The sequence below is a fragment of the Micromonospora marina genome (genome assembly GCF_900091565.1).
Classification (GTDB): domain Bacteria; phylum Actinomycetota; class Actinomycetes; order Mycobacteriales; family Micromonosporaceae; genus Micromonospora; species Micromonospora marina.
The window spans coordinates 151,815-171,044 of the sequence record NZ_FMCV01000003.1; the positions used below are offsets into that span (position 1 = coordinate 151,815).

The window sequence follows — 19,230 nt, forward strand, 5'->3', positions numbered from 1 at the left end:
GGTCGATCGGTCGAGGAGGCTGGATGCGGCTCTACCTGACCGCGCTGAACCCCACCGACGCCGTCCTGGAGGGCTTCCTCCCGGCGGCGGACGCACTCGGCCTTCCGGCCACCGTGCTGACCGACCGGCCCGGCCAGTGGCCGGCCGGAGTCCCGGTGCGGCAGTGCGCGGTCCGCGACCCGGCCGCCATCATCGCGGCCACCGCCGCCGAGCCGCCCGCCGCGCTGCTGTCGAACAGCGACCACCTCCAGGAGGCGACCGCTGTCGCTGCCCGCAAGCTCGGCCTGCCGGGCAAGGACCCGGAGGCGGCCCGGCGCTGCAAGGACAAGGCCGTCATGCGCCGCACCCTCGCCGCCGCCGGGTTGGACCCGGTCCGCGCGGTCACCGTCGACCCGGGCACCACCCCGGTCGTCCCGGCCGACGTCTTCCCCGCCGTGCTCAAGCCCCGCGACGGTGTGGCCAGCGAGGACGCCTACCTGGTGACCGACCGGCGCGAGCTGGCCGCCCGGGTCACCGCGATCCGGCGACGGCGCCCGGAGGTGGCCCTCGTCGTCGAGGAGTACCTGGCCGGCGAGCTGCGCACCTACGACACGCTGGGCGACGGCGAATCGCTGGCGGTGCTGGGCGGCTGGCGCACCGGCCTCGGCCCGCCGCCGACCTTCACCGAGGTGAGCCTGGACTGGGCGCCCCCGCCCGGCGACCACGACGCCCGGATACGCGTCCTGCTCGACGCGCTCGGCGTCGGCTTCGGCGCCTGCCACACCGAGTACGTCGTGCGGCCGGACGGAATCCGGCTGATCGAGGTGAACGACCGGCTCATCGGTGACCGGATGGACCTGATCCTCACCGACCTGCTCGGGGTACCGCTGTTCGCCGACGTCATCCGGCTGCACCTCGGCGAGCCACTGGCCGCGCTGGCCCGGCCCGGCCCGGCCGCGCCCGGCCGGCACGCCCGGGTCGAGTACGTCTGCGCCGACCGGTCCGGCCGGCTCACGGCGGCACCCGGACCCGTGGACACCGTCCGCGACGGCGTACGGCTCTCCTGCCGTCCGATGCGGGAGGTGGGCCGCGTCGCCGAGCGGACCGGCACCAACCGCGACTACCTGGCGGCGCTGCACGGCATCGGACCCGACCCCGATATCGTGCGGGCCGCGCTCACCGCGTTCCGGGACGGTCTGAGCTGGACGATCACCTGATGACCGACGACAGCGAGCGGCAGGTCTTCACCCGGGTGCTCGACGCGCTGCTGCGCGAGGACCACATCGGCCTGCTCCGGCGCGGCCGGCTCACCGGGACCGGCCGGTGGGAGGTGCCACACGCCGGTGGCCTGCTGCGCATCCCGGTCCGCGCCGACGGTTTCCAGGCGACGCTGCGCTGCGCCACCGCCACGCTCGACGTCCGCGACGCCGACGGCCGCGAACGCCGGGTGGACACCCTCGACGCTCTGCTCGCGGCACTCGCCCCGGTCGGCGACCCTGAGGCCGAGGCCGGCTGGCAGACGTTCACCGCCGAGTGCCACGCCGACCTGCGGGCCCGCCGGCTCGCCGCCCGGAACCGGGCGGCGGTGCTCGCCGCCGTGGCCGCGCAACGGGCGACCACGCCGGACGGAATGGCGGCGGCACTGCTCGACGACGTGCTCGCCGCGCACGCGGGGCATCCGGTGTACCCGACCGACCGGTGCCGGCACGGTCTCGACGACGACGACCTGCTCCGGTACGCCCCGGAGCACGCACCCCGGTTCGCGCTGCGCTGGCACGTCGCGCCCCGGGCAGCGGTGCGACTCACCGGTCCGCTGCCGGCGTGGTGGCCGTCCGCGGACCGGGCCGGCGAGGTGCTGCTGCCGGTGCACCCGCTCATCGCGGCGCGGCACGCGCTACCGGTGACCGACCGGCCGGCGGTGACCGTGCGGCCCACGCTCTCCATGCGTACGGTGGCGCTCGCAGACGACCCGTACACGCACCTGAAGCTACCGCTGCCCACCGCCACGCTGGGCGCACGCAACCGGCGCGGCCTGCGGCCGGGCACGCTGGCGGACGGCGCGGTGATGGCCGGGCTGCTCGACCGGATCGCCGCGGCCGAACCCGCCTTCGCGGGCCGGATCCGGCATGCCGACGAGCGCTTCTTCGGTCACGTCGGCGACGACGACCGGCGGGCCTTCCTGCTCCGCCGGTTCCCCCGGGATCCGGCCGGCACCCGGGTGGTGCCGGTGGCGGCCCTCGCCGCGCCGGACCCGGAATCCGGCACGGTGCTGGAGCGCATCGGCGGCGGACGTCCGCAGGCGGTGCTCGACGCCTACCTGGACCTGCTGCTCGACTGGCACGTCTGCCTGTGGCTCCGGTACGGCGTGGCGCTGGAGGCCCACCCGCAGAACATCCACCTGGTCCTCGCGCCGGACGGGACGGTCGGCCTGCTCTACAAGGACGACGACGGCGCCCGCCTCGACCCGCGCCACCGTGGTGCCGTGACACTGCGGGACGCTCGGATGTGGGTGACCGGTCCGGGCGAACTGGCCGACGTGTTCGTCACCATCACCCTTCACCTGGCCGCCGCGGCGCCGCTGCTGGCGCTCGCCGCCCGCGGGGTGCCGGTGCCGGCTCCGGCCGCCGCGCTGACCCCGCGGCTCGTCGCGGCCCGGGACCGGTGGGGCGACGGGCCGGCGGTGCGGGAGTTCACCGAACGGGTGCTGCACGCCGAACGGCTGCCGGTCAAGGCGATGGTCACCGCCGGCACCCTGTTACCGAAGCAGCGGCTCGGATGCGCCGACGTGAACAAGTTCTACCGGCACACCGGTCCGAACTATCTGCGGGAGACGCGATGACGAGCACCGGCCTGCGCCCCCGGGCCGCCGGGCACACCCACCCGGCGGACCTGGCCACCGCCCACGCCGTGTTCGGCTGCCTGATCCGCGAGGTCGCCACCCCCGCCGGTGACGTCACCGTCACCGGCGACGTGGTGCAGGTCCGGCTGCCGTCCACCGGGGTGACGCTGCGCTGCACGGCGGCCCGGCTGTCCCCGGCCGGCACGCATCGCTACACCGGGCCGGTGCGCCACCGGCCCGACGGCGGCCCGTGGCGCGACCTGGACGCCGAAGGGCTGGCCGGGCTGGTCGCCGCGGAGCTGACCGCACGCACCGGGCACGACAATCCCGAGTTTCTCGACCAGGTGCGGGCCAGCCGGGACACGGTGGCCCTCCTGCTGGCCGGGCGGCCGGCCGCCGACCCCACGCCCACCGGCGACCCGGCCGTCGACGCCTACGTCGCGTCCGAGCAGTCGCTCGTCCTCGGCCACCCGCACCACCCCACACCCAAGTGGCGCAGCGGCGGCCCGGACGACTGGCGGGCGTACGCGCCGGAACTGCGCACCGCGTTCCGGCTGCACTGGCTGGCCGTGCCGGACGACCTGGTGGCCGAGGCCGGTCCGGTGGATGAGACGCTGGCCGCCCTGGAACCCCCGTGCCCACCGGCCGGGCACCGGGTGCTGCCGGTGCATCCGTGGCAGCTGGCGCTGGTGCCGCCGACGCATCCCCGGGTGCGCCGGCTCGGCCCGGCCGGCGTGCCGGTACGCCCCACCGCGAGCGTCCGGACGCTCTACTCTCCCGACGCCGACCTGTTCGTCAAGACCAGCCTGCACGTGCGGATCACGAACTGCCTGCGGAAGAACGCCCGGTACGAGTTGACCTCCGCGGTCGCGCTGACCGGGCTGCTCGCCGGGATACCGCTGTCCGACGGCGTGGCGTTGCTCGCCGAACCCGCGTACCGGACCGTCGACGCGGCCGGCGCTGACGAGGCGTACGGGACGATCCTGCGCACCGGGCTGCGCGCCCATCTGCGACCCGGCCAGACGCCGGTGCTGGCGGCGGCGCTGGCCGGCGGGCCGCTGCCGGTGCCCGACCCGCTCGACTGGTGGCGGCGCTACGTCGGGCTGCTGGTGCCGGCCGTGCTGGGCGCGTGGCTGCGGCACGGCGTGGTGCACGAGCCGCACCTCCAGAACGTCGTCGTGGTGTGCGACGCCGACGGGCGCCCGGCGCGGATGCTGCTGCGCGATCTGGAGGGGGTGAAGCTGGACACCAGCCGGTGGGCGAGTTGGCCGCGGGGGTTGCCCCGGCAGGCCGGGTACGACGCCCGGCAGGCCCGCCGGCGCGTCCTCTACTGCCTGTTCGTGAACAACCTGGCCGGGATCAGCGGCGCGCTCGCGGATGCCCGGCCGGGCATCGAACCGGCCCTGTGGCGGGAGGTGCGGGACGTGGTCACCGACGTGGCAGCCGCCCTGGACGGGCCGCCCGAGCTGCGCGCGCTGCTGGCCGGCGAGCACCTGGTGGCCAAGGCGAACCTGCTGGTGCGGTGGCGGCGTGACGCGGACCGGGCCGCGACGTTCGTGCCGGTGCCGAACCCCTTCGGCGGTCGCGGATGACCCGGCCGGTCTACGTCCACGACCTCGACGCGCTGGCCGGGCACGCCCGGGCGATCCGCGCCGCCCTGCCGCCACAGGCCGAGCTGCTGTACGCGGTGAAGGCGAACCCGGAGCCGGACGTGTTGCGTACCCTCGCTCCGGTCGTGGACGGGTTCGAGACCGCCAGCCGGGGCGAGCTGCGGCGCCTCGCCGAGGTGCTGCCCGGCCGCCCGGCTGCCGCGTACGCCGGTCCCGGTAAGACCGACGCGGACCTGGCCGCCGCGCTCGCCGCCGGGGTGGCGCGGATCCACGTGGAGTCCCCGGCCGAGCTGCGCCGCCTCGGCGCGCTGGCGGTCGCCGCCGGGGTGCCGGCGCGGGTGCTGCTGCGGGTGAACCTCCCGCTGGACGCGCCCGGGGCGAGTCTGGTGATGGGCGGGCGGCCCAGCCCGTTCGGGATGGACCCGGCCGACGCGGTGGCCTGCGCCCGCCGCCCACCGGCCGGGGTCGACGTGCGTGGCGTGCACGTCCACCTGGCCAGCGGACTGGACGCGCCGCTCGCCGCCACGGTGGCGCGGGCCGTGGTCAGCTGGTCGGTCGCCGAGGTCGGCGCGCGGGAGGTGGACGTCGGCGGGGGCATGGCGGTCGACTACGGCGACCCGCGGACCCGGTTCGACTGGGCCGGCTACGGGCGGGCGCTGGCCGGCGTGTGCGACGCGTACCCGGGAGTGCGGATTCGCGTCGAGCCCGGCCGGTCGGTCACCGCCTACTGCGGCGCGTACCTGACCGAGGTGATCGACGTGAAGCGCTCCTACGGGGAGTGGTTCGCGGTGGTCGCGGGCGGCACCCACCACCTGCGTACCCCGGCGGCCAAGGGCCATGCGCAGCCGTTCACCGTGCACCGGCGCCACGGTGGTGACGGCCCGTGCACCGACGGGGGACCGGTGACCGTGGTCGGGCAGCTGTGCACCCCGAAGGACGTGCTGTCCCGTTCGACCGAGGCCGGTCCGGTGGGCGTCGGCGACGTGCTGGTCTTCGCCATGGCCGGTGCGTACGCCTGGAACATCAGCCACCGCGACTTCCTGCTGCACGAGCCGCCGGACTTCCGCACCGGCGACCCGTACCGCATCGCCGCCGAGTGGACGGCCGGCAGGGCCGGTCAGACCTCGCGGTAGCGCGCCACCAAACCGGCCGTATCGAGCCGCCGCGTCCCGCGGCCATCGCGCCGACCATTCGCGGCCAACGCCGCGGCCACCGCCGCGATCCTCGGAGTCTTCGGGATCGTCTGGTTCGGCTGGGCGCAGGAGGCGCCGCCCAGGGCATGGCGTCCGTGGCTCGGCGTCGGCTCGGTGTTGTCCCTGGCCGCAGCGATCGTCGGCGGCATTGTCACCGCACGCACCTGGGGCGAGGGCAGCTCCGTGGACGAGAGGACGGGGCCGGTCTTCGGTGTGATCGTCCTGATCGAGGTGGTCCTCTGTGCCGCCGGCGCGATCTGGCTCCGGCGGGCCGGCCGCACGCCCCTGGTTCCGGCCTGGATCGCCCTGATCGTCGGCCTGCACTTCTTCCCTCTGGCACCACTTCTGAGGTATCCGGCCCTCGCGATCTGGGCCGCGCTGGTCACCCTGGTCGCGCTCGTCGGCGTCGCCGTCGCCCGGCGGTTCGACCTCGCTCCCAGCGCCGTCGTCGGTGCCGGCGCGGGCATGGCCCTCCTGGCCGGGGCGGCGACCGCGCTGGTGCACGCGCTCACCTAGGTGTACGGCCCAGGCGGGTCGGCTGAGGTCGTGTGACGGTACGACCGGTCGGGTGACCGGCCCGCATCCAATAGCCACCGCCTATTGACAAGCAGTGTTGACAACGGCGACCCCCGTTCGGCCGGACTGATCCTCAGCCCGTTCACCGGCGGTGGCGGCGGCAACCCGGCCAGCAGTGCCGCCGAACCTGTCGCTGACCCCGGCCCCGAGTCGCCCCCGCCACCGGCAGGTAGACGAACCCGCCGACTCGTACATCACGCACGGCAGGTGAAGCGCTCACTGGACCGGAACGAAGGTGGCGGCCAACACCCGCCACGTGCCGTCCTCACGCACCCACAGCCGGGTGTAGCGCAACCGCGCGGACACGACGGCACCGCCCTGAACCGCATCGACCGCAGCGACCGTGCGGGTCACTCCGGTCTCACCGTCGTCCTGGACGTCGAGCGACTCCTCCACCAGGGCCGTGATCCGCAGGGCCCCCGAGCGGTAGCTCTCCAGGTCCTCCTCCTTGGTGAAGACCGTGCCGTCCGGTCCGGCACCCACGACCCGGGGGTGCAGAAGTGCGTCGAGAGACTCGACATCGGCGGTACGCTGAGCGGCCTGGAGCCGCCGTTCCGCAGCACGGAGATCCATTCACCGATCCTCTCCAGCGCCCCGCGACACGACAAGCGGGTTAGCTCGCGGCAGAACACCTCCACCGACGGCAACGCTCGCCCGGCTTCGACGGTCCGGTCGATCGGGCGCCGGTACGCACGCCGGCCCGCCGGCATCTACCATCCCTGATCATGATCCTGACCGTGTGGCGGCTGCTCACCCGCCAGATCGACATCAACCCGGCGCAGGACGACGCCGTGCTGCGCGAGGCGCGCACGCAGGCGCGGTACGGCTCCGACATCGGACCGGCCCGGAAGGCTCTGGCCGCCACCCGGGACGACTACGACCGCCGGGCACGGTACGTCCGTGTGCTGGCCGAGTCGACTGCTCGTGGGCTGGGATCCCGGGTCGACCGTACGACCGGTCGGGTCGACACCGACGCCGCCTGGACCGATGGTTGGGCCTCGCGCGCGCCCGCCGATCCGGACGCCCAGCTCGTCCGTGCCCGGTCCCTGATGGCGCGGGCGTGGGGGGTGCGCGGCGGCGACTGGGCCGCCACCGTCCGTCCGGAGCAGTGGGCCGAGTTCCACCGCCTGCTGGACCTGGCCCGGCAGGTGAACGATCGGGCGATGCGGCTCGCGCCCGAGGACCCCACACCGTGGGTGAACCGGCTGGACATCATGATCGACGAGAGCGCGCCACTGGAGGACGTCGAGGAGACGTGGCGTGAGCTGACCAAGCGGGATCCCTGGCATCAGCAGGGCCACGTGCTCAGGCTCACCTACCACTGCCGGAAGTGGAGCGGCTCGCACGAGGCGATGTTCGGCTTCGCCCGCTCGGTCGCCGCCACGGCACCCACGGGCTCACCGCTGCTCGTGCTGCCGGTGCGGGCCGCCGCCGAGTGGGCGCTGTGGGAGCAGGAGCGCGCATCCCCGGCCGGCACCGCCGATGAGATCAGCCGGCGGTGGCGAGAGGATCCGGTCATGCAGTCGGATCTCGACAACGCGCTGTCCCGGTGGTTCCACCAGCCGGCGACCAGACACGCCGACTGGCTCGACGACGCCAACTTCCTGGCGTACGGGCTGGTGCGCACCGGCCGCGACGCCGAGGCCGCGCCGGTGTTCGCGTCGATCGGCCGGTACACGACCAGCGTTCCGTGGTCCTGGTGGGGCCTCGGCCGCGGCGACACCGCCTTTCTCCGAGCCCGTCGCCGCGCCCGCCGCGCCGCCTGACCGCCGGCGGTCCGGCTCCGCTGCTCGCCGGCCGGCGAGCCGACAATGTCGGATCCCGTGGCTATCCTTTCGCGGTGTCGTACGCCGATCTGAGTTCCGCCCAGTGGAACGATCTCTCCGACGGTGCTGCCGGCCGGATCGCCGAGGACATCGCCGCACGGCACGAGCTGACGGTGGTCGGCACGGGCGACAGGGCGTACGCGGGGCTCACCATCGCGACCGCGTTCCGCGACGAGGATTTCGGCCGGTGGTCCGCCTCCGACGAGGGGTACGCCGACGAGATCCTGACCCGGCCCGTCATCGAGCTGGGCTGAGACCCGGGTGGGCGCCGCCGGCTCGTCGCGCGTCGGTGGAGCGGCCCGGTCGGGTCGCGCCCGTAGCCGGCGACACGGAGCGGTCAGCCTGCCCACAGCGCCACCTGTCATGCTCGAGGCGATGACCACCGAGCGTCCCCATGGTTCCCGCCGCCCGCGCCGCCGTGCCCCGCGCGTCCTGCTGATCATCGCCGTGCTCGCCGCCGGTGCGGCGGTCGTGGTACCGCTGCTGTGGCCACCCGGCCCGCGACCGGATTTCCAGCTCCCGGTGGCCTGCGGCGAGACGTGGCGGCTGTCGACCTACCCGGGGCACGACGACTACGACGTCGACTTCTTCCCGACCTCCGGAAACGCGTGGGGACGGCCGGTGCTGGCCTCCGCCGACGGCACCGTCACGGTGGCGGGGATCAACGGTTCGCTGGGTGGCCGTACCCCGCAGGATCCGGACGGGCCGCGGGGCCGCGGCGGCGGTTACTGGGTCAAGATCGACCACGGCGGCAAGTGGGAGACGCAGTACCTGCATCTGCTCGAACCGCCGTCGGTGCAGGCCGGTCAGCGGGTGGCCCGGGGGGACCAGCTCGGACGGGTGGGCAGCACCGGGAACTCCGGCGCGCCGCACCTGCACTACGAGCAGCGCCGGGGCTGGGAGAAGGTGGAGGCGTACTTCGACGGCGTACCGTCCGGGATCACGTCCGACGACCGTGCGTACTCGGTGCGGCTGACGAGCGCGAACTGCCCGTCGGCCCGCCCGTGACCGGAGCCGTCGGCGGACGCGCCGGCACGCCGCGCCCTACGATCCGGCCGAGGTGGGTGTGCTCGAACCCCCGAGTGGTCTTGAGGCCGTGACCCAGGGCACGATCGACGGCGATGTGGAGCGCCCACGCGACGGCCAGGACTCCGAGCCAGTCGATCCGGTCGCCGGATGCGGCCGCCGCCACTGCCACCCCGCCGAGCGCCGCCGGCAGCGTGTACGAGTGCGCCACGTTTTGACATCCTCTCCGTCCTTCCGGGCCGGAGAGGATGTCGAGGTCAGCCGCCGAAACGTTGCCGCAACTGGTACTTCAGCACCTTGCCGGTGCCTCCCCGGGGCAGCGCGTCGAGGCGGTGGATGCGGGCGGGCACCTGGTGCGGCTCCAGCCGCTGCGCGAGGAACGCGGCGAGCGTCGCGTCGTCCAGGGCCGGGTCGGCCGCCACGACGGCGGCGACGACCTCGCCGTGCTCCGGGTCGGGCAGCGCGAGGACTGTGGCCTCGCGTACCGAGGGGTGGTCGTAGAGCGCGGCCTCGACCTCCAGCGACGACACGAGCTTCCCGTCGGTGGTGATGACGTCGGTCATCCGGTCGAACAGGAACAGCTCGCCGTCGGCGGTGGCGCGTCCGAGGTCACGGGTACGCGTCCATCCACCGGCGTGCACGCGGGCGTTGAGTGCCTGGTCGAGGTACAGCCGCTTGGGCGCCTCGCAGCGCAGCCACACCTCGCCGAGCTCGCCCGGCGGCAGCGGCTCGCCCTGCGGGTCGACGACACGCATCTCGGTGCCGCGTCCGGGGCGCCCCAGCCACATCGGCCGATCCGGGTCGACGTTGCCCAGGATGATCGCCGGCACCGCCTCGGACTGCGCGTACGCGTTGGCGATGGTGGCGTTCGGCATGGCCGCGAGGAGGTCGCGGGCGATGCGCGGCGGCATGATCGCCGACGCGTTGCCGATGGTCTTGACCGAGCTGAGGTCGTAGCGGTCCTGCGGGCGGATGGCGGCGAGCCGGATCGCGGTCCACGGCGTGAGGATGAGCGTCGCGCAGCCGTTCGTGGCGAGCAGGCGGGCGATCTCCTCCGGGTCGTCGGGGGAGCACACGATCAGCGGGGACGGCGTCGTGGTGGCCAGCACCGCGACAGTCGTCGCGCTCGACGTGGTGCCCAGCGGCATCGGTGCGAGCAGCGGCGCGGGGTCGACCAGCTGCCCGAGGGCGGCGGACCCGCGCCCGTACGTCAGGTTGCCGTGCGGGTTGGTGAACGGCTTGGCCGGGCCGGTGGTGCCGGAGGTGTAGAGAATGTCGGAGATGTCGTCGGGGGTGACGCCGGTGTCGATGTCGCCGGTGTCGCCCTGGTCGAGGTCCGCGACGACCACCGACCAGCGTCCGGCGTCGTCCCGCCACGGCGGCAGCGCCGCGCCGCGGATCACCCCGGCCACCGCGCACTGGTCGAACCGGCGGCGCAGCTCCACCGCCGGCATCGTGTCGTTCACGTGTACGGCGGTGGCCCCGGCCTTGAGTACGCCCAGGTAGGCGACGGCGTAGTCGATCCAGTCGTCGCCGCCGAACAGCAGCGCCACCCGGGCGCCCCGGCCGGTGCCGCCGAGCCGGTCGAGCACCGCGCGGGCGACGGCGTTCGAGCGTCGGTCCCAGTCCCGGTAGGTGATCGCCGTCTTGCCGCGGACGTTTATCGCCTCCTGCTCGGGCATCAGGCCGGTGCGGTGCCGGAGCAGGTCGGGCACGACGACCGCGGACGTGGGCACACTCATGGGTCCTCCCTCGGATGGTGCGCTCAACTCCACCGGTACACGCGGTGGAAGTCTTCGATCCGGTCGAGCAGCAGCAGGCCCCGGCCGGCCACGTGGCTGTCCAGCACGGAACGGTAGGGGGCGGTGTCCAGGACGGCGTCGCGGACACCGAAGGCACGGTCGGCGGTGTGCCGGTTCCAGTCGTCGAACTCGGCGACGGTGAGCCGGCGGCGTTCCTCGACGGCGCGGGCGAGCGGGCGGGCCGCGAGCCGGTCGGCGGCCCGCTCCGTGACGACTCCGCTGAAGAACTCGGACCCGCAGCCGGAGCCGTAGGAGAACAGGCCGATCCGGCGGGCCACTGTGAAGTCGGCGTGGTCGATCAGCGAGCAGAGCGCGAGGTAGAGCGAACCGGAGTAGAGGTTGCCGATCTGGCTCGTGTACGACAGCGACGGGGCCACCCGCGCCGCGAAGTCCCTGTCGATGTCGGCCGGTGGCATGCGCGTGGTCTTGCGCAGCAGCGTACGGTGGGCGCCCTTGACCATCCCGGCGAAGGGGATGTGGAAGACGAGGTGGTCGAACGTGGTGACGATGTCGGCGCCCTCGACCCGGTCCCGGTAGGCGGCGAAGCAACGCTCCAGACAGGTGAGGTAGGCGAGCAGGGACAGGTCGGAGTTCACCACGTCGACGTCCGGGCGGGGCCGTAGCGTGTCCATCACCTCCTGGGTGTGGTAACCGCTGGCGCCCAGGTCGAGCCGCAGCACGTCGGGCGTACGGCTGACCAGCATCGCGACCGCCCCGGCGCCCTCCGACGGCTCGAAGTAGCTGCCGGCCGCCGCGACGCCGGCGATGTCGGTGGCGACCACGAGCGCCCGCGCGTCCGGGGCCGGGCTCGCGGCGATGATCGCCGCCGCGCTCTGCAGGGCGGCGGTGCCGCCGTAGCAGGCGTGCTTGACCTCGAACGACCGGCAGCGCGGCGGCAGGCCGAGGAGGTCGTGGACGTAGGTGCTGATCGGTTTGCCGAAGTCCAGCCCCGACTCGGTGGCGACCACCACAAGTTCGATCGCCTCCCGCTGCTCCGGCGACAGCGCGTCGACCAGCGGGCGGGCGGCGTTGACCGCGTGGGTCACCTGGTCCTCGCACGGCAGGCTCACCGACCGGCTGCGCATCATCAGGTTCGGCAGCCGCGACGGGTCCAGGCCGCGCGCCTCGAACAGGCCGGGCACGTCGACGTACGCCCGCCCGGGGTAGACGTGGAGATCCTCGATGCCGACCGCCGTGGTGATCATCCTCGGTCCTCTCCTCTTCGTGGATCCCTCACCGTCGCGGTCCCTGACGTTGTACGACCGACGGCCGGGCGTGTCTGCTCAGAGTTGAGCGCCCGCGATCGGCCCGGCCGGTTACCATCCCGGGTCATGACGAGATACGTCGCTCTGTTGCGCGCGGTGAACATCGGTGGCGGTAGCTCGATGGTGATGACGGAGCTGAAAGAGGTCTTCGTCTCCTGCGGCTTCGACGGCGTGGCCACGTACATCCAGAGTGGCAACGTCGTGTTCGGCTGCCCGGAGACCGACGAGGTCGCGATCCTGGCCGAGATCGACAGGGGCATCAAGCAGCGGTGGGGCCGTGACGTGCCGGTGCTGCTGCGCAGCCTGGCCGAACTCGACGCGATGATCGCCGCCAACCCGTATCTCGACGTCCAGACGGATCACACGAAGCTGCTCGTCACGATGCTCGCCAGCGATCCCGGCGCGGACAAGCAGGCGGCGCTCGCCGCTCCGCCCGGCGAGACCGGCACGCTGACGTTGCTCGGCCGGGACGTGTTCGTGCACGTCCCCGACGGGTACGGGCGCAGCAAGCTCAGCAACGCCTTCGTGGAGAAGCGGACCGGCGTGGTCGGGACGACGCGCAACTGGCGCTCGGTGCTGAAGCTGCGCGACATGGCGGCGGCCTGACCGCGTACCCGTCACCGGGGGCCTACCACCGACGGGCCGGACACGGCCCCCGAGGCGCTGTCGCCGGCGTCGGCGGCCGGCCAGAACCGGTCCGCCGACGACAGCAGCGGACCGGTCAGAAGCGTGGTGACCAGCGCCATGATGAGCAGGGCGAGGAACAGCGGCGGGCTGAGGATGCCGGCCTGGAACGCGACCTGGAGCACGATGAGCTCGGTGAGCCCGCGCGTGTTCAGCAGGATGCCGATCCGGATGGCCTCCGCGGGCGAGCAGCCGCCGAGCCGGCTACCGAGATAGCCGCCGCCGATCTTTCCGGCCAGGCCGAGGACGAGGACGACGACCACCAGCGACCACGGCGTGCTGGCGACCGCGCCGGTCAGCGCGGTGAGCCCGGCGCTGACGAAGAAGATCGGTAGCAGCGACCGCCCGAGCCGCGACACGGTGGCGGTCGGCGCGTCCCAGGGCTCGCCGGGCGGCACCGCCAGGCCGACCAGGATCGCGCCGAACACCGCGGTCAGTCCGAGCTGGTGGATGCCGAAGCCGACCACGAGAGCCACTACGCCGAGCACGACGGCGCCGGCGGCGGGCCACCGGCCGCACCACAGTGCCGGCCGGCCGCGGCGCAGCACCCATCGGATCCCGCCGGCCAGCAGCAACGCTCCGGCGAGGACGGCCATCGCGCGCCCGAAGGTCGCCGGATCCCCGGCGCCCAGGCCGACGGCCAGGGACAGCAGCAGCCAGCCGACGACGTCGACGACCACGGCGGCGGCCAGCGCGAGGGCCCCGGCCGCCGTCTCCGTCAGGCCCCGCTCGGTGAGCAGCCGCGCCAGCACCGGTACGGCGGTGATGGACAGCGTGACCGCGACGCCCAGCACGAAGGCCGGCATCGGCGCGTCGCCGCGTACGGCCGGGCCGGCGACGAACTGGACCCACAACGCGACGAGCACGCCGCAGACCAGCGCCGGAACGAGCGCCCCGGCGGTCACCCAGGCCAGCCTGCGGTCGTCGCGCGCCGGCCCGACCCGCAGCTCCCGCGCGAGGCCCACCAGGAAGAGCACGAGCGCGCCCTCGGCGACCAGGCGCAGGAGTGCGCGTACGTCCTCCGGCAGCACCGCCGCCAGCCCGTCGTGACCGGCGGACAGGACGATGGTCGGGCCGACGAGGAGACCGGCGACGATTTCCCCGATCACCGGCGGCTGCCGCAACAGCCGCGCCGTGGCGCGTCCGATCCCGCCGACGAGCAGCAGCGCCACGAGCAGGGCGGCTCCGTGCAGGAGGAGCAGGACGCTGCTCATGCGGACAGCTCGCGGTCGCCGCGCAGCAGGCGTGCGCCGTTCACCGGCCGGATCGGGTCGGTGCCCCACCGGACGGGCTCGTACTGGCCGCACTCCACGTAGCGGGTCAGCGCCGGTTCGTTGATCAGGAGATATCCGCCGGGCAGCTGATCCACCAGCTTCGCCGCGCGGAAGTGCTTGAGGAACAGCCCGACGCGGGACCGGGTGGTGCCGACCATGCTGGCCAGCTCCTCCTGGGTGATCTTCGCGTCGATCTGCATGCCGAGGTTGAGCCGCCGGCCCACCTTCCGGGCGAGTCGCAGCAGGGTCGCGGCCAGCCGGTGCTCGCTGTCCATGGTGACCAGTTGGGTGATGGCCTGCTGCTGGTCGAGCAGCTTGGCCATGAGGAACCGGGTGAAGTGCCAGTTGAGCTGCTCGTCGCTGCTGAGCAGGTCGAACAGCTTCGCCGAGTTGACTCTCCTGATCACACTGTCGCGCATGGCCCGGGCGGTGTCGTGGCGTGGCCCGCCGAGCAGGCCGAGTTCACCGAACATGTCGCCCCGCGTGTGAATCGACAGCAGGCACTGCTTGCCGTCGGCGGAGGACGCGATGGTCTTGAACTGACCGACCTCCACGAGGTACATCCGCAGATCGTGGTCGCCGGAGTTGTACGCGGCCCCGCCTCGCGGGACGTGTGTGCGGACGGCGAAAGTCGGGTCGTCCCGGATCAGCCGATGCAGCTCGTTACGCAAACTTGTGGTGGCGCCGGCGATTCGCAAGGAGGCCTCCTGGCACCCGATGTCGTGGCTCGGGCGTGTTGTCAGGTTCCTGATCGTTCGCTGGTGAAATGCGTGACGCTATCAATCGTTGACGGGGCAGCCGCAACACCGGCAAATAGTCTTTAGCCGGGTGTCGGCATTCTGTCTGAATTGCAATGCGGCCCGTGCCGGCCGTTCGTGCCGTTGGTTGCGCTCGGCAAGCCGTGCACCCTCCGATGTGGCGGTCTGCCCACGTTTCCCCAGGCAGAGACGTTTCTGATGGGTGGCATCATGGCGCGGCCTGCGCTGTCCATCCATCCGCAGTGTCTGGTTTCTCCCGGGTTCGGCACGCGTTCATCCAGTGAAGCAAATGCATGCAAGGGGCCTTTCGGAGGGCGCGGGTGAGGGGTGCGCACACCGCTTGATTGAGCGGTGTTAATGGCCGCCGTCATCGTAACTAATTGGGTGACAGGTGTCTACGCAGAGCAATGACCAGGCATTTCCACCTCCGTCCGGTTCGTAGCGGGTGATTGTCAGCGGAATGGGAGTCGGCTGGCCTTTTTAAGGATTTAGGTCAATTTGCCTCGCCGAGCAGCCGTTCGGTGACCAGCTCGGCGTGCCGGGCCCGCCAGCCGGCCAGCGGTTCCGCCGCGACCAGCCGGTTGAACGCCCCGACGTCGGTGGAGGCCGGCACCCGGTAGTTCAGCCGCTGACCCGCCGTGCCGCGCAGGGCCGCAGCGGTGGCCTCCCGGCAGTACGCGGCGCAGACCGACGCGAGCGCGCGCCGGTCGTCCCGCCCCGCGACGCCGAGATCGGCGCGCACCTCGTCCAGCGGGCGGCCGAAGTGCGTCCGCTCCAACTCGGCCAGGCGCCGCGGACCGACGTCGGCCAGCCGGTCGTAGCGCAGGAACATCCGGTACAGCTCCTCGGCACGAGCCGCGAACAGCGTGCCCCGGTGCGCCACCGGAGACCGCGCGCCGAGCTCGAACAGGTCCGGATCGGGCGCCTCACGGACGTCGGTGACGTCGAGCGCGGCGAGCAGATCCTTCGCCGCGTCCGAGGTGGCCGCCTCGGCGGTGCACTGGTTCACCGTCGTCGTGACGACGAAGTCGGCCCCGAGCGCGAAGGCGGCGGCGACGGCCGCCGGGGTGCCCACCCCGGCCACCCCGATCCGCGCCCCCGGCGCCTCCCGGTCGCGCAGAGCCACCAGGGCCGGCACCAGCGCGTGGGCGTCCCGTTCCACGGCCACGTCGGTGGCGATCGGTCCCCGAGCCGCCGCGACCGCCGACACGCCGTTCAGGTGCCCGGCGGCGGCCAGCGCCCGTACCGTCGCCGGGTCGGCGGGGCGCAGGAACCGGACCGCCGTGGCCAGGTCCGGGGCGCGGACCAGGAGCTGCCGGGGACCGTCGCCGTGCCGGAACCGCACGAGCTGCGGCGACACCACGGCGAGCGGACCGGTGACCTCCACATGGCGGACGTCGTGCGCGAGGTACAAATCGCACAGCGCCCGCTCGTCGCCGCCGGACGGCCAGGCCATGCCGTACCGGCGGACGTCGCGCAGTTCGGCCAGCGCGGCCCGGATCTCCGGCGGCGCCAGCCCCTGCGCGCCGAAGAAGCCGAGCAGCCCGGCCTCCGACAGCCGTCGCAGGAACGCCGGCGACGTGACGCCGAACGGCGACGACCCGGCCAGGCAGGCGTACCGGATGCCGTAGTCGGACCGCAGCCCGGACGAGCCCGGCGGGCGCGGACGCGACGCGGCGGCCGGCGGCGGCCCGGTAGTGGGACCGGGTGCCACCGACACGGACGGCGCTGCCACCGGAGGCGCGGCCGGCGCGGGCGGCGCGACGGCCGTGGCCGGTGCGACCGGCGAGGACGGTGCGGGCGGTGTGGCCGGGGTGGACGGTGCGGACGGCGGGACAGGCGCGGCGAGGGCGAGCGGCCCGCCGGGGGCGGGCGGCGGCAGGCTCCCGGCGGCCCGGCGCCACATCTTGGTCAGCACCTCACCGGGACCGACCTCGACCGGCTCGGTGACCCCCGACCGCGCCAGCAGGCACATCGTGTCCCACCACCGGACCGGCTCGACGAAGTGCCGCAGCAGCGTGCCCTGGATCTCGCCCGGGACATGGGGCGAGGCGGTCACGTTGCTCACCACCGGGATCGACGGCGGTCCCGGCGCGACGTCGCGCAGGGCCACCGCGAACGCCCCCGCGGCACCGGCCATGAACCGCGAGTGCGCCGGGACGCTGACCGCCAGCGGCACGCACCGGCCGGTGCCGAGCCGCCGCACGGCGTCGACGACCGCGCGGACGCCCGCCGTGCCGCCGGCCAGCACGAACTGGTCGGGCAGGTTGTGGTTGGCGAGGTCGACGTCCGGGATCTCGGCCAGCAGCTCCGTCACCCGCGACAGCGGCAGGCCGAGCACCGCCACCATGCCACCGCCGGTCACGCTCTCCATCAGCCGCCCGCGGCGCACGACCAGGCTCAGCGCGCTGTCGAAGTCCAGACAGCCGGCGAGGTGCAGCGCGGCGTACTCGCCGAGGCTGTGCCCGGCCACCACCTCGGGTGGCGGACGGCCGTCCGCCAGCGCGGCTCGGGCGGCCAGCACGCTGACCAGGAACACGGCGGGCTGTACGTACCGGGTGCGGCCGAGGTACTCGCCCTCGGCGTCCCGGCACAGCCGCGCCGGCGGCACGCCGATGATCCGCTCGGCGGTGGCGCACTCGGCGGGGAACCGGTCCAGGAGCCCCTCGCCCATGCCGGGGTGCTGCGAGCCCTGCCCCGGGAAGACCCACGCGCGCACGGCGATCACCGTTCCCAGGGGTAGCGGCCGTGCGCGACGAACTCCGTGATCCGCTGCCGCACCGCGGGCGCCGACATCAGCCGCCCGAACTCGGTCACCGCGTGCTCGCGCAGCCGGTCGTCGACGCCGGAGAACGCCCGGAAGTACCGCTTGGCGTCGCCGACGACCACCGGGTCGAGGCGGTTGAGGCGGAACAGCAGCTGCCGCAGCACCGTCTCGGGACGCTCGGCGACCTCGTCGACGAGGTGGATCCGGTACGCCTCGGCCGCGGCGATCGTCTGCGTGCTCAACGTCGCGGCGTACGCCTTCTGGAACCCGACCCGCCGCACCAGGAACGGCAGCACGCAGCAGGGCAGCAACCCCCACAGCGCCTCCGGCAGCGCGAACGTGCTGCGGGCGGTGGCGTGCACGAAGTCGCTGGCGGCGACCAACCCGACACCACCGCCGGCGACCTGCCCGTCCACCTGCGCCACCACCACCCGCGGCATCGTGGTGAAGCGTTCCAGCAGGGCGAAGAACGCCGCGCCGCCGTCGGAGGCGCCACCGTCACCGGCGGCGCTCCGGAAGTCCATGCCGGTGCTGAACACGCCGTCCCGCCCGGCCAGGACCACCGCCCGGCAGGCGGCGTCGCCCTCGGCCTCGTCGAGCGCCGCGTGCAGTTCGCGCAGCGTCTCGTCGTCGATCCCGTTGCGCCGCTCCGGCCGGGCCAGCGTGACGCGCAACAGCCCGGGCTCACGCCGGAGCTCGATCGTGCGGTACGCCATCGGTGCTCAGGCCGCGCCGCTCGGCACCTGCGGCAGCAGCAGCGTGTCGCGGATGCTGCCCTCGATGAACAGCCGGTCCCAGGCGCCGCCGCCCTTGGACTCGTGCAGCCGGCGCCGGCCGAACACCTCGGTGGCCATCTCCTTGCTCCGCTCCAGCTCGGCCAGCTCGTGGTAGTCGTCGACGCTGCGCAGGTGGATCAGCTGGAACAGGTGGTCCTGCTGGCCCCAGGTCTGTTCGTACAACGTCGCGGTGACCCGGCCGGCGAGCCGCTCGTTGACGTAGTGCTGCCAGTGGGCCGCGTACATCCGGCCCTCCTCGCGGAACTCGTACTTGACGTCCGAGGTCCGCATGACGATCGCGCCGGCCGTCGCCGAGTTGATCTGCTGCTCCGCCGGCTGGTTGAGCTGGGACGAGGCGGGCGGCACGAAGGTCGTCGGCTCCGCGTCGCCGCCGTCGTGGTCCATCCCGTGCTGCGGTACGAGCACGTCCTCGTGCAGGCTGCGGTGGACGAAGATGCGGTCCCAGTTGCCGCCGCCCTTGTGCGGCAGCCGGTCCTCGTCGGAGATCCGGCGGAACTCCAGGTCGTGGTCGACCATGTTGAGCAGGATCCGGTAGTCCTGCGGGGACTTCAGGTGGATGAACCAGTGCATCCGGTCCCGGCCGCCGAACACCTCCTCGAAGGCGAACGACGTCGCGACGCCCTCCTGCGAGGTGTTTATGTACTGCAGCAGGTCCACGCTGAACTGGCGCCCCTCGGCGGCGAACCCGTAGGCCATCTGGCCGACCCGGTGCAGGATGAAGCCGGAGTTGAGCGTGTGCAGCACCCGCTCCAGCGGCAGCGACGATTGGTTCAGCGCGCGGTACGGCTCGACCGTCGTGGTCATCGGTTCGCTCCTCAGGTGAGATCGCCGGTT

The 19,230-nt window shown here is 73.5% G+C and carries 19 protein-coding genes; 9 read left to right on the top strand and 10 right to left on the bottom strand.

The genetic code is table 11. The annotated features are described in order from the left end of the window. Nucleotides 1-23: 23 nt before the first annotated feature. Genes GA0070215_RS05315 through GA0070215_RS05330 form a run of 4 tightly spaced genes read left to right on the top strand, consistent with a single transcriptional unit; the run spans nt 24 to nt 5,561 of the window. Nucleotides 24-1,196, top strand: coding sequence for an ATP-grasp domain-containing protein (locus GA0070215_RS05315; protein WP_091042424.1), 1,173 nt, complete (start codon nt 24-26; stop codon nt 1,194-1,196). Next, entirely contained in the window at nt 1,196-2,818 is a 1,623-nt protein-coding gene (locus tag GA0070215_RS05320) for an IucA/IucC family protein (RefSeq protein WP_091042427.1), read from the top strand. Before GA0070215_RS05315 ends, GA0070215_RS05320 begins: the two co-directional genes overlap by 1 nt. After that, on the top strand, nt 2,815-4,410 hold the full coding sequence (locus GA0070215_RS05325) for an IucA/IucC family protein (protein ID WP_091042431.1): 1,596 nt from the start codon (nt 2,815-2,817) through the stop codon (nt 4,408-4,410). The genes GA0070215_RS05320 and GA0070215_RS05325 overlap by 4 nt, the downstream gene beginning before the upstream one ends. Beyond that, entirely contained in the window at nt 4,407-5,561 is a 1,155-nt protein-coding gene (locus GA0070215_RS05330) for an alanine racemase (protein WP_091042434.1), read from the top strand. Before GA0070215_RS05325 ends, GA0070215_RS05330 begins: the two co-directional genes overlap by 4 nt. Here the strand turns inward: GA0070215_RS05330 and GA0070215_RS28365 are convergent. Continuing rightward, nucleotides 5,546-5,776, bottom strand: coding sequence for a hypothetical protein (locus GA0070215_RS28365; RefSeq protein WP_167361480.1), 231 nt, complete (start codon nt 5,774-5,776; stop codon nt 5,546-5,548). The genes GA0070215_RS05330 and GA0070215_RS28365 overlap by 16 nt on opposite strands. A 28-nt stretch (nt 5,777-5,804) precedes the next feature. On the opposite strand from GA0070215_RS28365, the gene GA0070215_RS05335 reads away from it, so the two are divergent. Next, nucleotides 5,805-6,137: a hypothetical protein gene (locus GA0070215_RS05335; RefSeq protein WP_244166866.1), complete on the top strand. Its 333-nt coding sequence runs from the start codon at nt 5,805-5,807 to the stop codon at nt 6,135-6,137. Nucleotides 6,138-6,413: 276 nt separating this feature from the next. On the opposite strand, the gene GA0070215_RS05340 is transcribed toward GA0070215_RS05335, so the two are convergent. Continuing rightward, entirely contained in the window at nt 6,414-6,770 is a 357-nt protein-coding gene (locus GA0070215_RS05340; RefSeq protein WP_026267547.1) for a nuclear transport factor 2 family protein, read from the bottom strand. Nucleotides 6,771-6,922: 152 nt separating this feature from the next. On the opposite strand from GA0070215_RS05340, the gene GA0070215_RS05345 reads away from it, so the two are divergent. From GA0070215_RS05345 to GA0070215_RS05355, 3 genes are all read left to right on the top strand, one after another. Further along, nucleotides 6,923-7,963: a DUF4034 domain-containing protein gene (locus GA0070215_RS05345; protein ID WP_091042439.1), complete on the top strand. Its 1,041-nt coding sequence runs from the start codon at nt 6,923-6,925 to the stop codon at nt 7,961-7,963. A gap of 74 nt (nt 7,964-8,037) precedes the next feature. Continuing rightward, nucleotides 8,038-8,277 (top strand): hypothetical protein, encoded by a 240-nt coding sequence (locus GA0070215_RS05350; RefSeq protein ID WP_091042443.1) that lies wholly within the window; start codon nt 8,038-8,040, stop codon nt 8,275-8,277. Nucleotides 8,278-8,398: 121 nt separating this feature from the next. Further along, complete coding sequence (locus tag GA0070215_RS05355; protein ID WP_026267548.1) at nt 8,399-9,031, top strand: M23 family metallopeptidase; 633 nt, start codon at nt 8,399-8,401, stop codon at nt 9,029-9,031. Here GA0070215_RS05355 and GA0070215_RS05360 read toward each other — a convergent pair. The 3 genes from GA0070215_RS05360 to GA0070215_RS05370 are packed head-to-tail and all read right to left on the bottom strand — an operon-like array spanning nt 8,964 to nt 12,056. Beyond that, nucleotides 8,964-9,260: a DUF4260 family protein gene (locus GA0070215_RS05360; RefSeq protein WP_341844950.1), complete on the bottom strand. Its 297-nt coding sequence runs from the start codon at nt 9,258-9,260 to the stop codon at nt 8,964-8,966. The two genes, GA0070215_RS05355 and GA0070215_RS05360, sit on opposite strands and share 68 nt — an antisense overlap. Before the next feature lie 46 nt (nt 9,261-9,306). Beyond that, the gene (locus tag GA0070215_RS05365) at nt 9,307-10,791 is read right to left on the bottom strand and encodes a class I adenylate-forming enzyme family protein (protein ID WP_091042447.1); all 1,485 of its coding nucleotides are present in this window, start codon (nt 10,789-10,791) and stop codon (nt 9,307-9,309) included. 23 nt (nt 10,792-10,814) lie between these two features. Beyond that, complete coding sequence (locus GA0070215_RS05370; RefSeq protein ID WP_018783886.1) at nt 10,815-12,056, bottom strand: hydroxymethylglutaryl-CoA synthase family protein; 1,242 nt, start codon at nt 12,054-12,056, stop codon at nt 10,815-10,817. A 126-nt stretch (nt 12,057-12,182) separates the two neighbouring features. On the opposite strand from GA0070215_RS05370, the gene GA0070215_RS05375 reads away from it, so the two are divergent. Next, a complete protein-coding gene (locus tag GA0070215_RS05375; RefSeq protein WP_026267549.1) occupies nt 12,183-12,722 on the top strand; it encodes a DUF1697 domain-containing protein in 540 nt (179 codons plus the stop codon). Between the two features lie 11 nt (nt 12,723-12,733). On the opposite strand, the gene GA0070215_RS05380 is transcribed toward GA0070215_RS05375, so the two are convergent. The 5 genes from GA0070215_RS05380 to GA0070215_RS05400 form a co-directional block, all read right to left on the bottom strand. After that, complete coding sequence (locus tag GA0070215_RS05380) at nt 12,734-14,014, bottom strand: cation:proton antiporter (RefSeq protein WP_091042451.1); 1,281 nt, start codon at nt 14,012-14,014, stop codon at nt 12,734-12,736. Beyond that, nucleotides 14,011-14,772 (bottom strand): Crp/Fnr family transcriptional regulator, encoded by a 762-nt coding sequence (locus GA0070215_RS05385; RefSeq protein WP_091042453.1) that lies wholly within the window; start codon nt 14,770-14,772, stop codon nt 14,011-14,013. Before GA0070215_RS05385 ends, GA0070215_RS05380 begins: the two co-directional genes overlap by 4 nt. 553 nt (nt 14,773-15,325) lie before the next feature. Continuing rightward, nucleotides 15,326-17,551, bottom strand: coding sequence for an acyltransferase domain-containing protein (locus GA0070215_RS05390; protein WP_244166868.1), 2,226 nt, complete (start codon nt 17,549-17,551; stop codon nt 15,326-15,328). Nucleotides 17,552-17,556: 5 nt separating this feature from the next. Further along, on the bottom strand, nt 17,557-18,315 hold the full coding sequence (locus tag GA0070215_RS05395; RefSeq protein WP_018783891.1) for an enoyl-CoA hydratase-related protein: 759 nt from the start codon (nt 18,313-18,315) through the stop codon (nt 17,557-17,559). Nucleotides 18,316-18,321: 6 nt separating this feature from the next. Continuing rightward, nucleotides 18,322-19,200 (bottom strand): DUF6039 family protein, encoded by an 879-nt coding sequence (locus tag GA0070215_RS05400; protein ID WP_091042459.1) that lies wholly within the window; start codon nt 19,198-19,200, stop codon nt 18,322-18,324. Nucleotides 19,201-19,230: the final 30 nt, after the last annotated feature.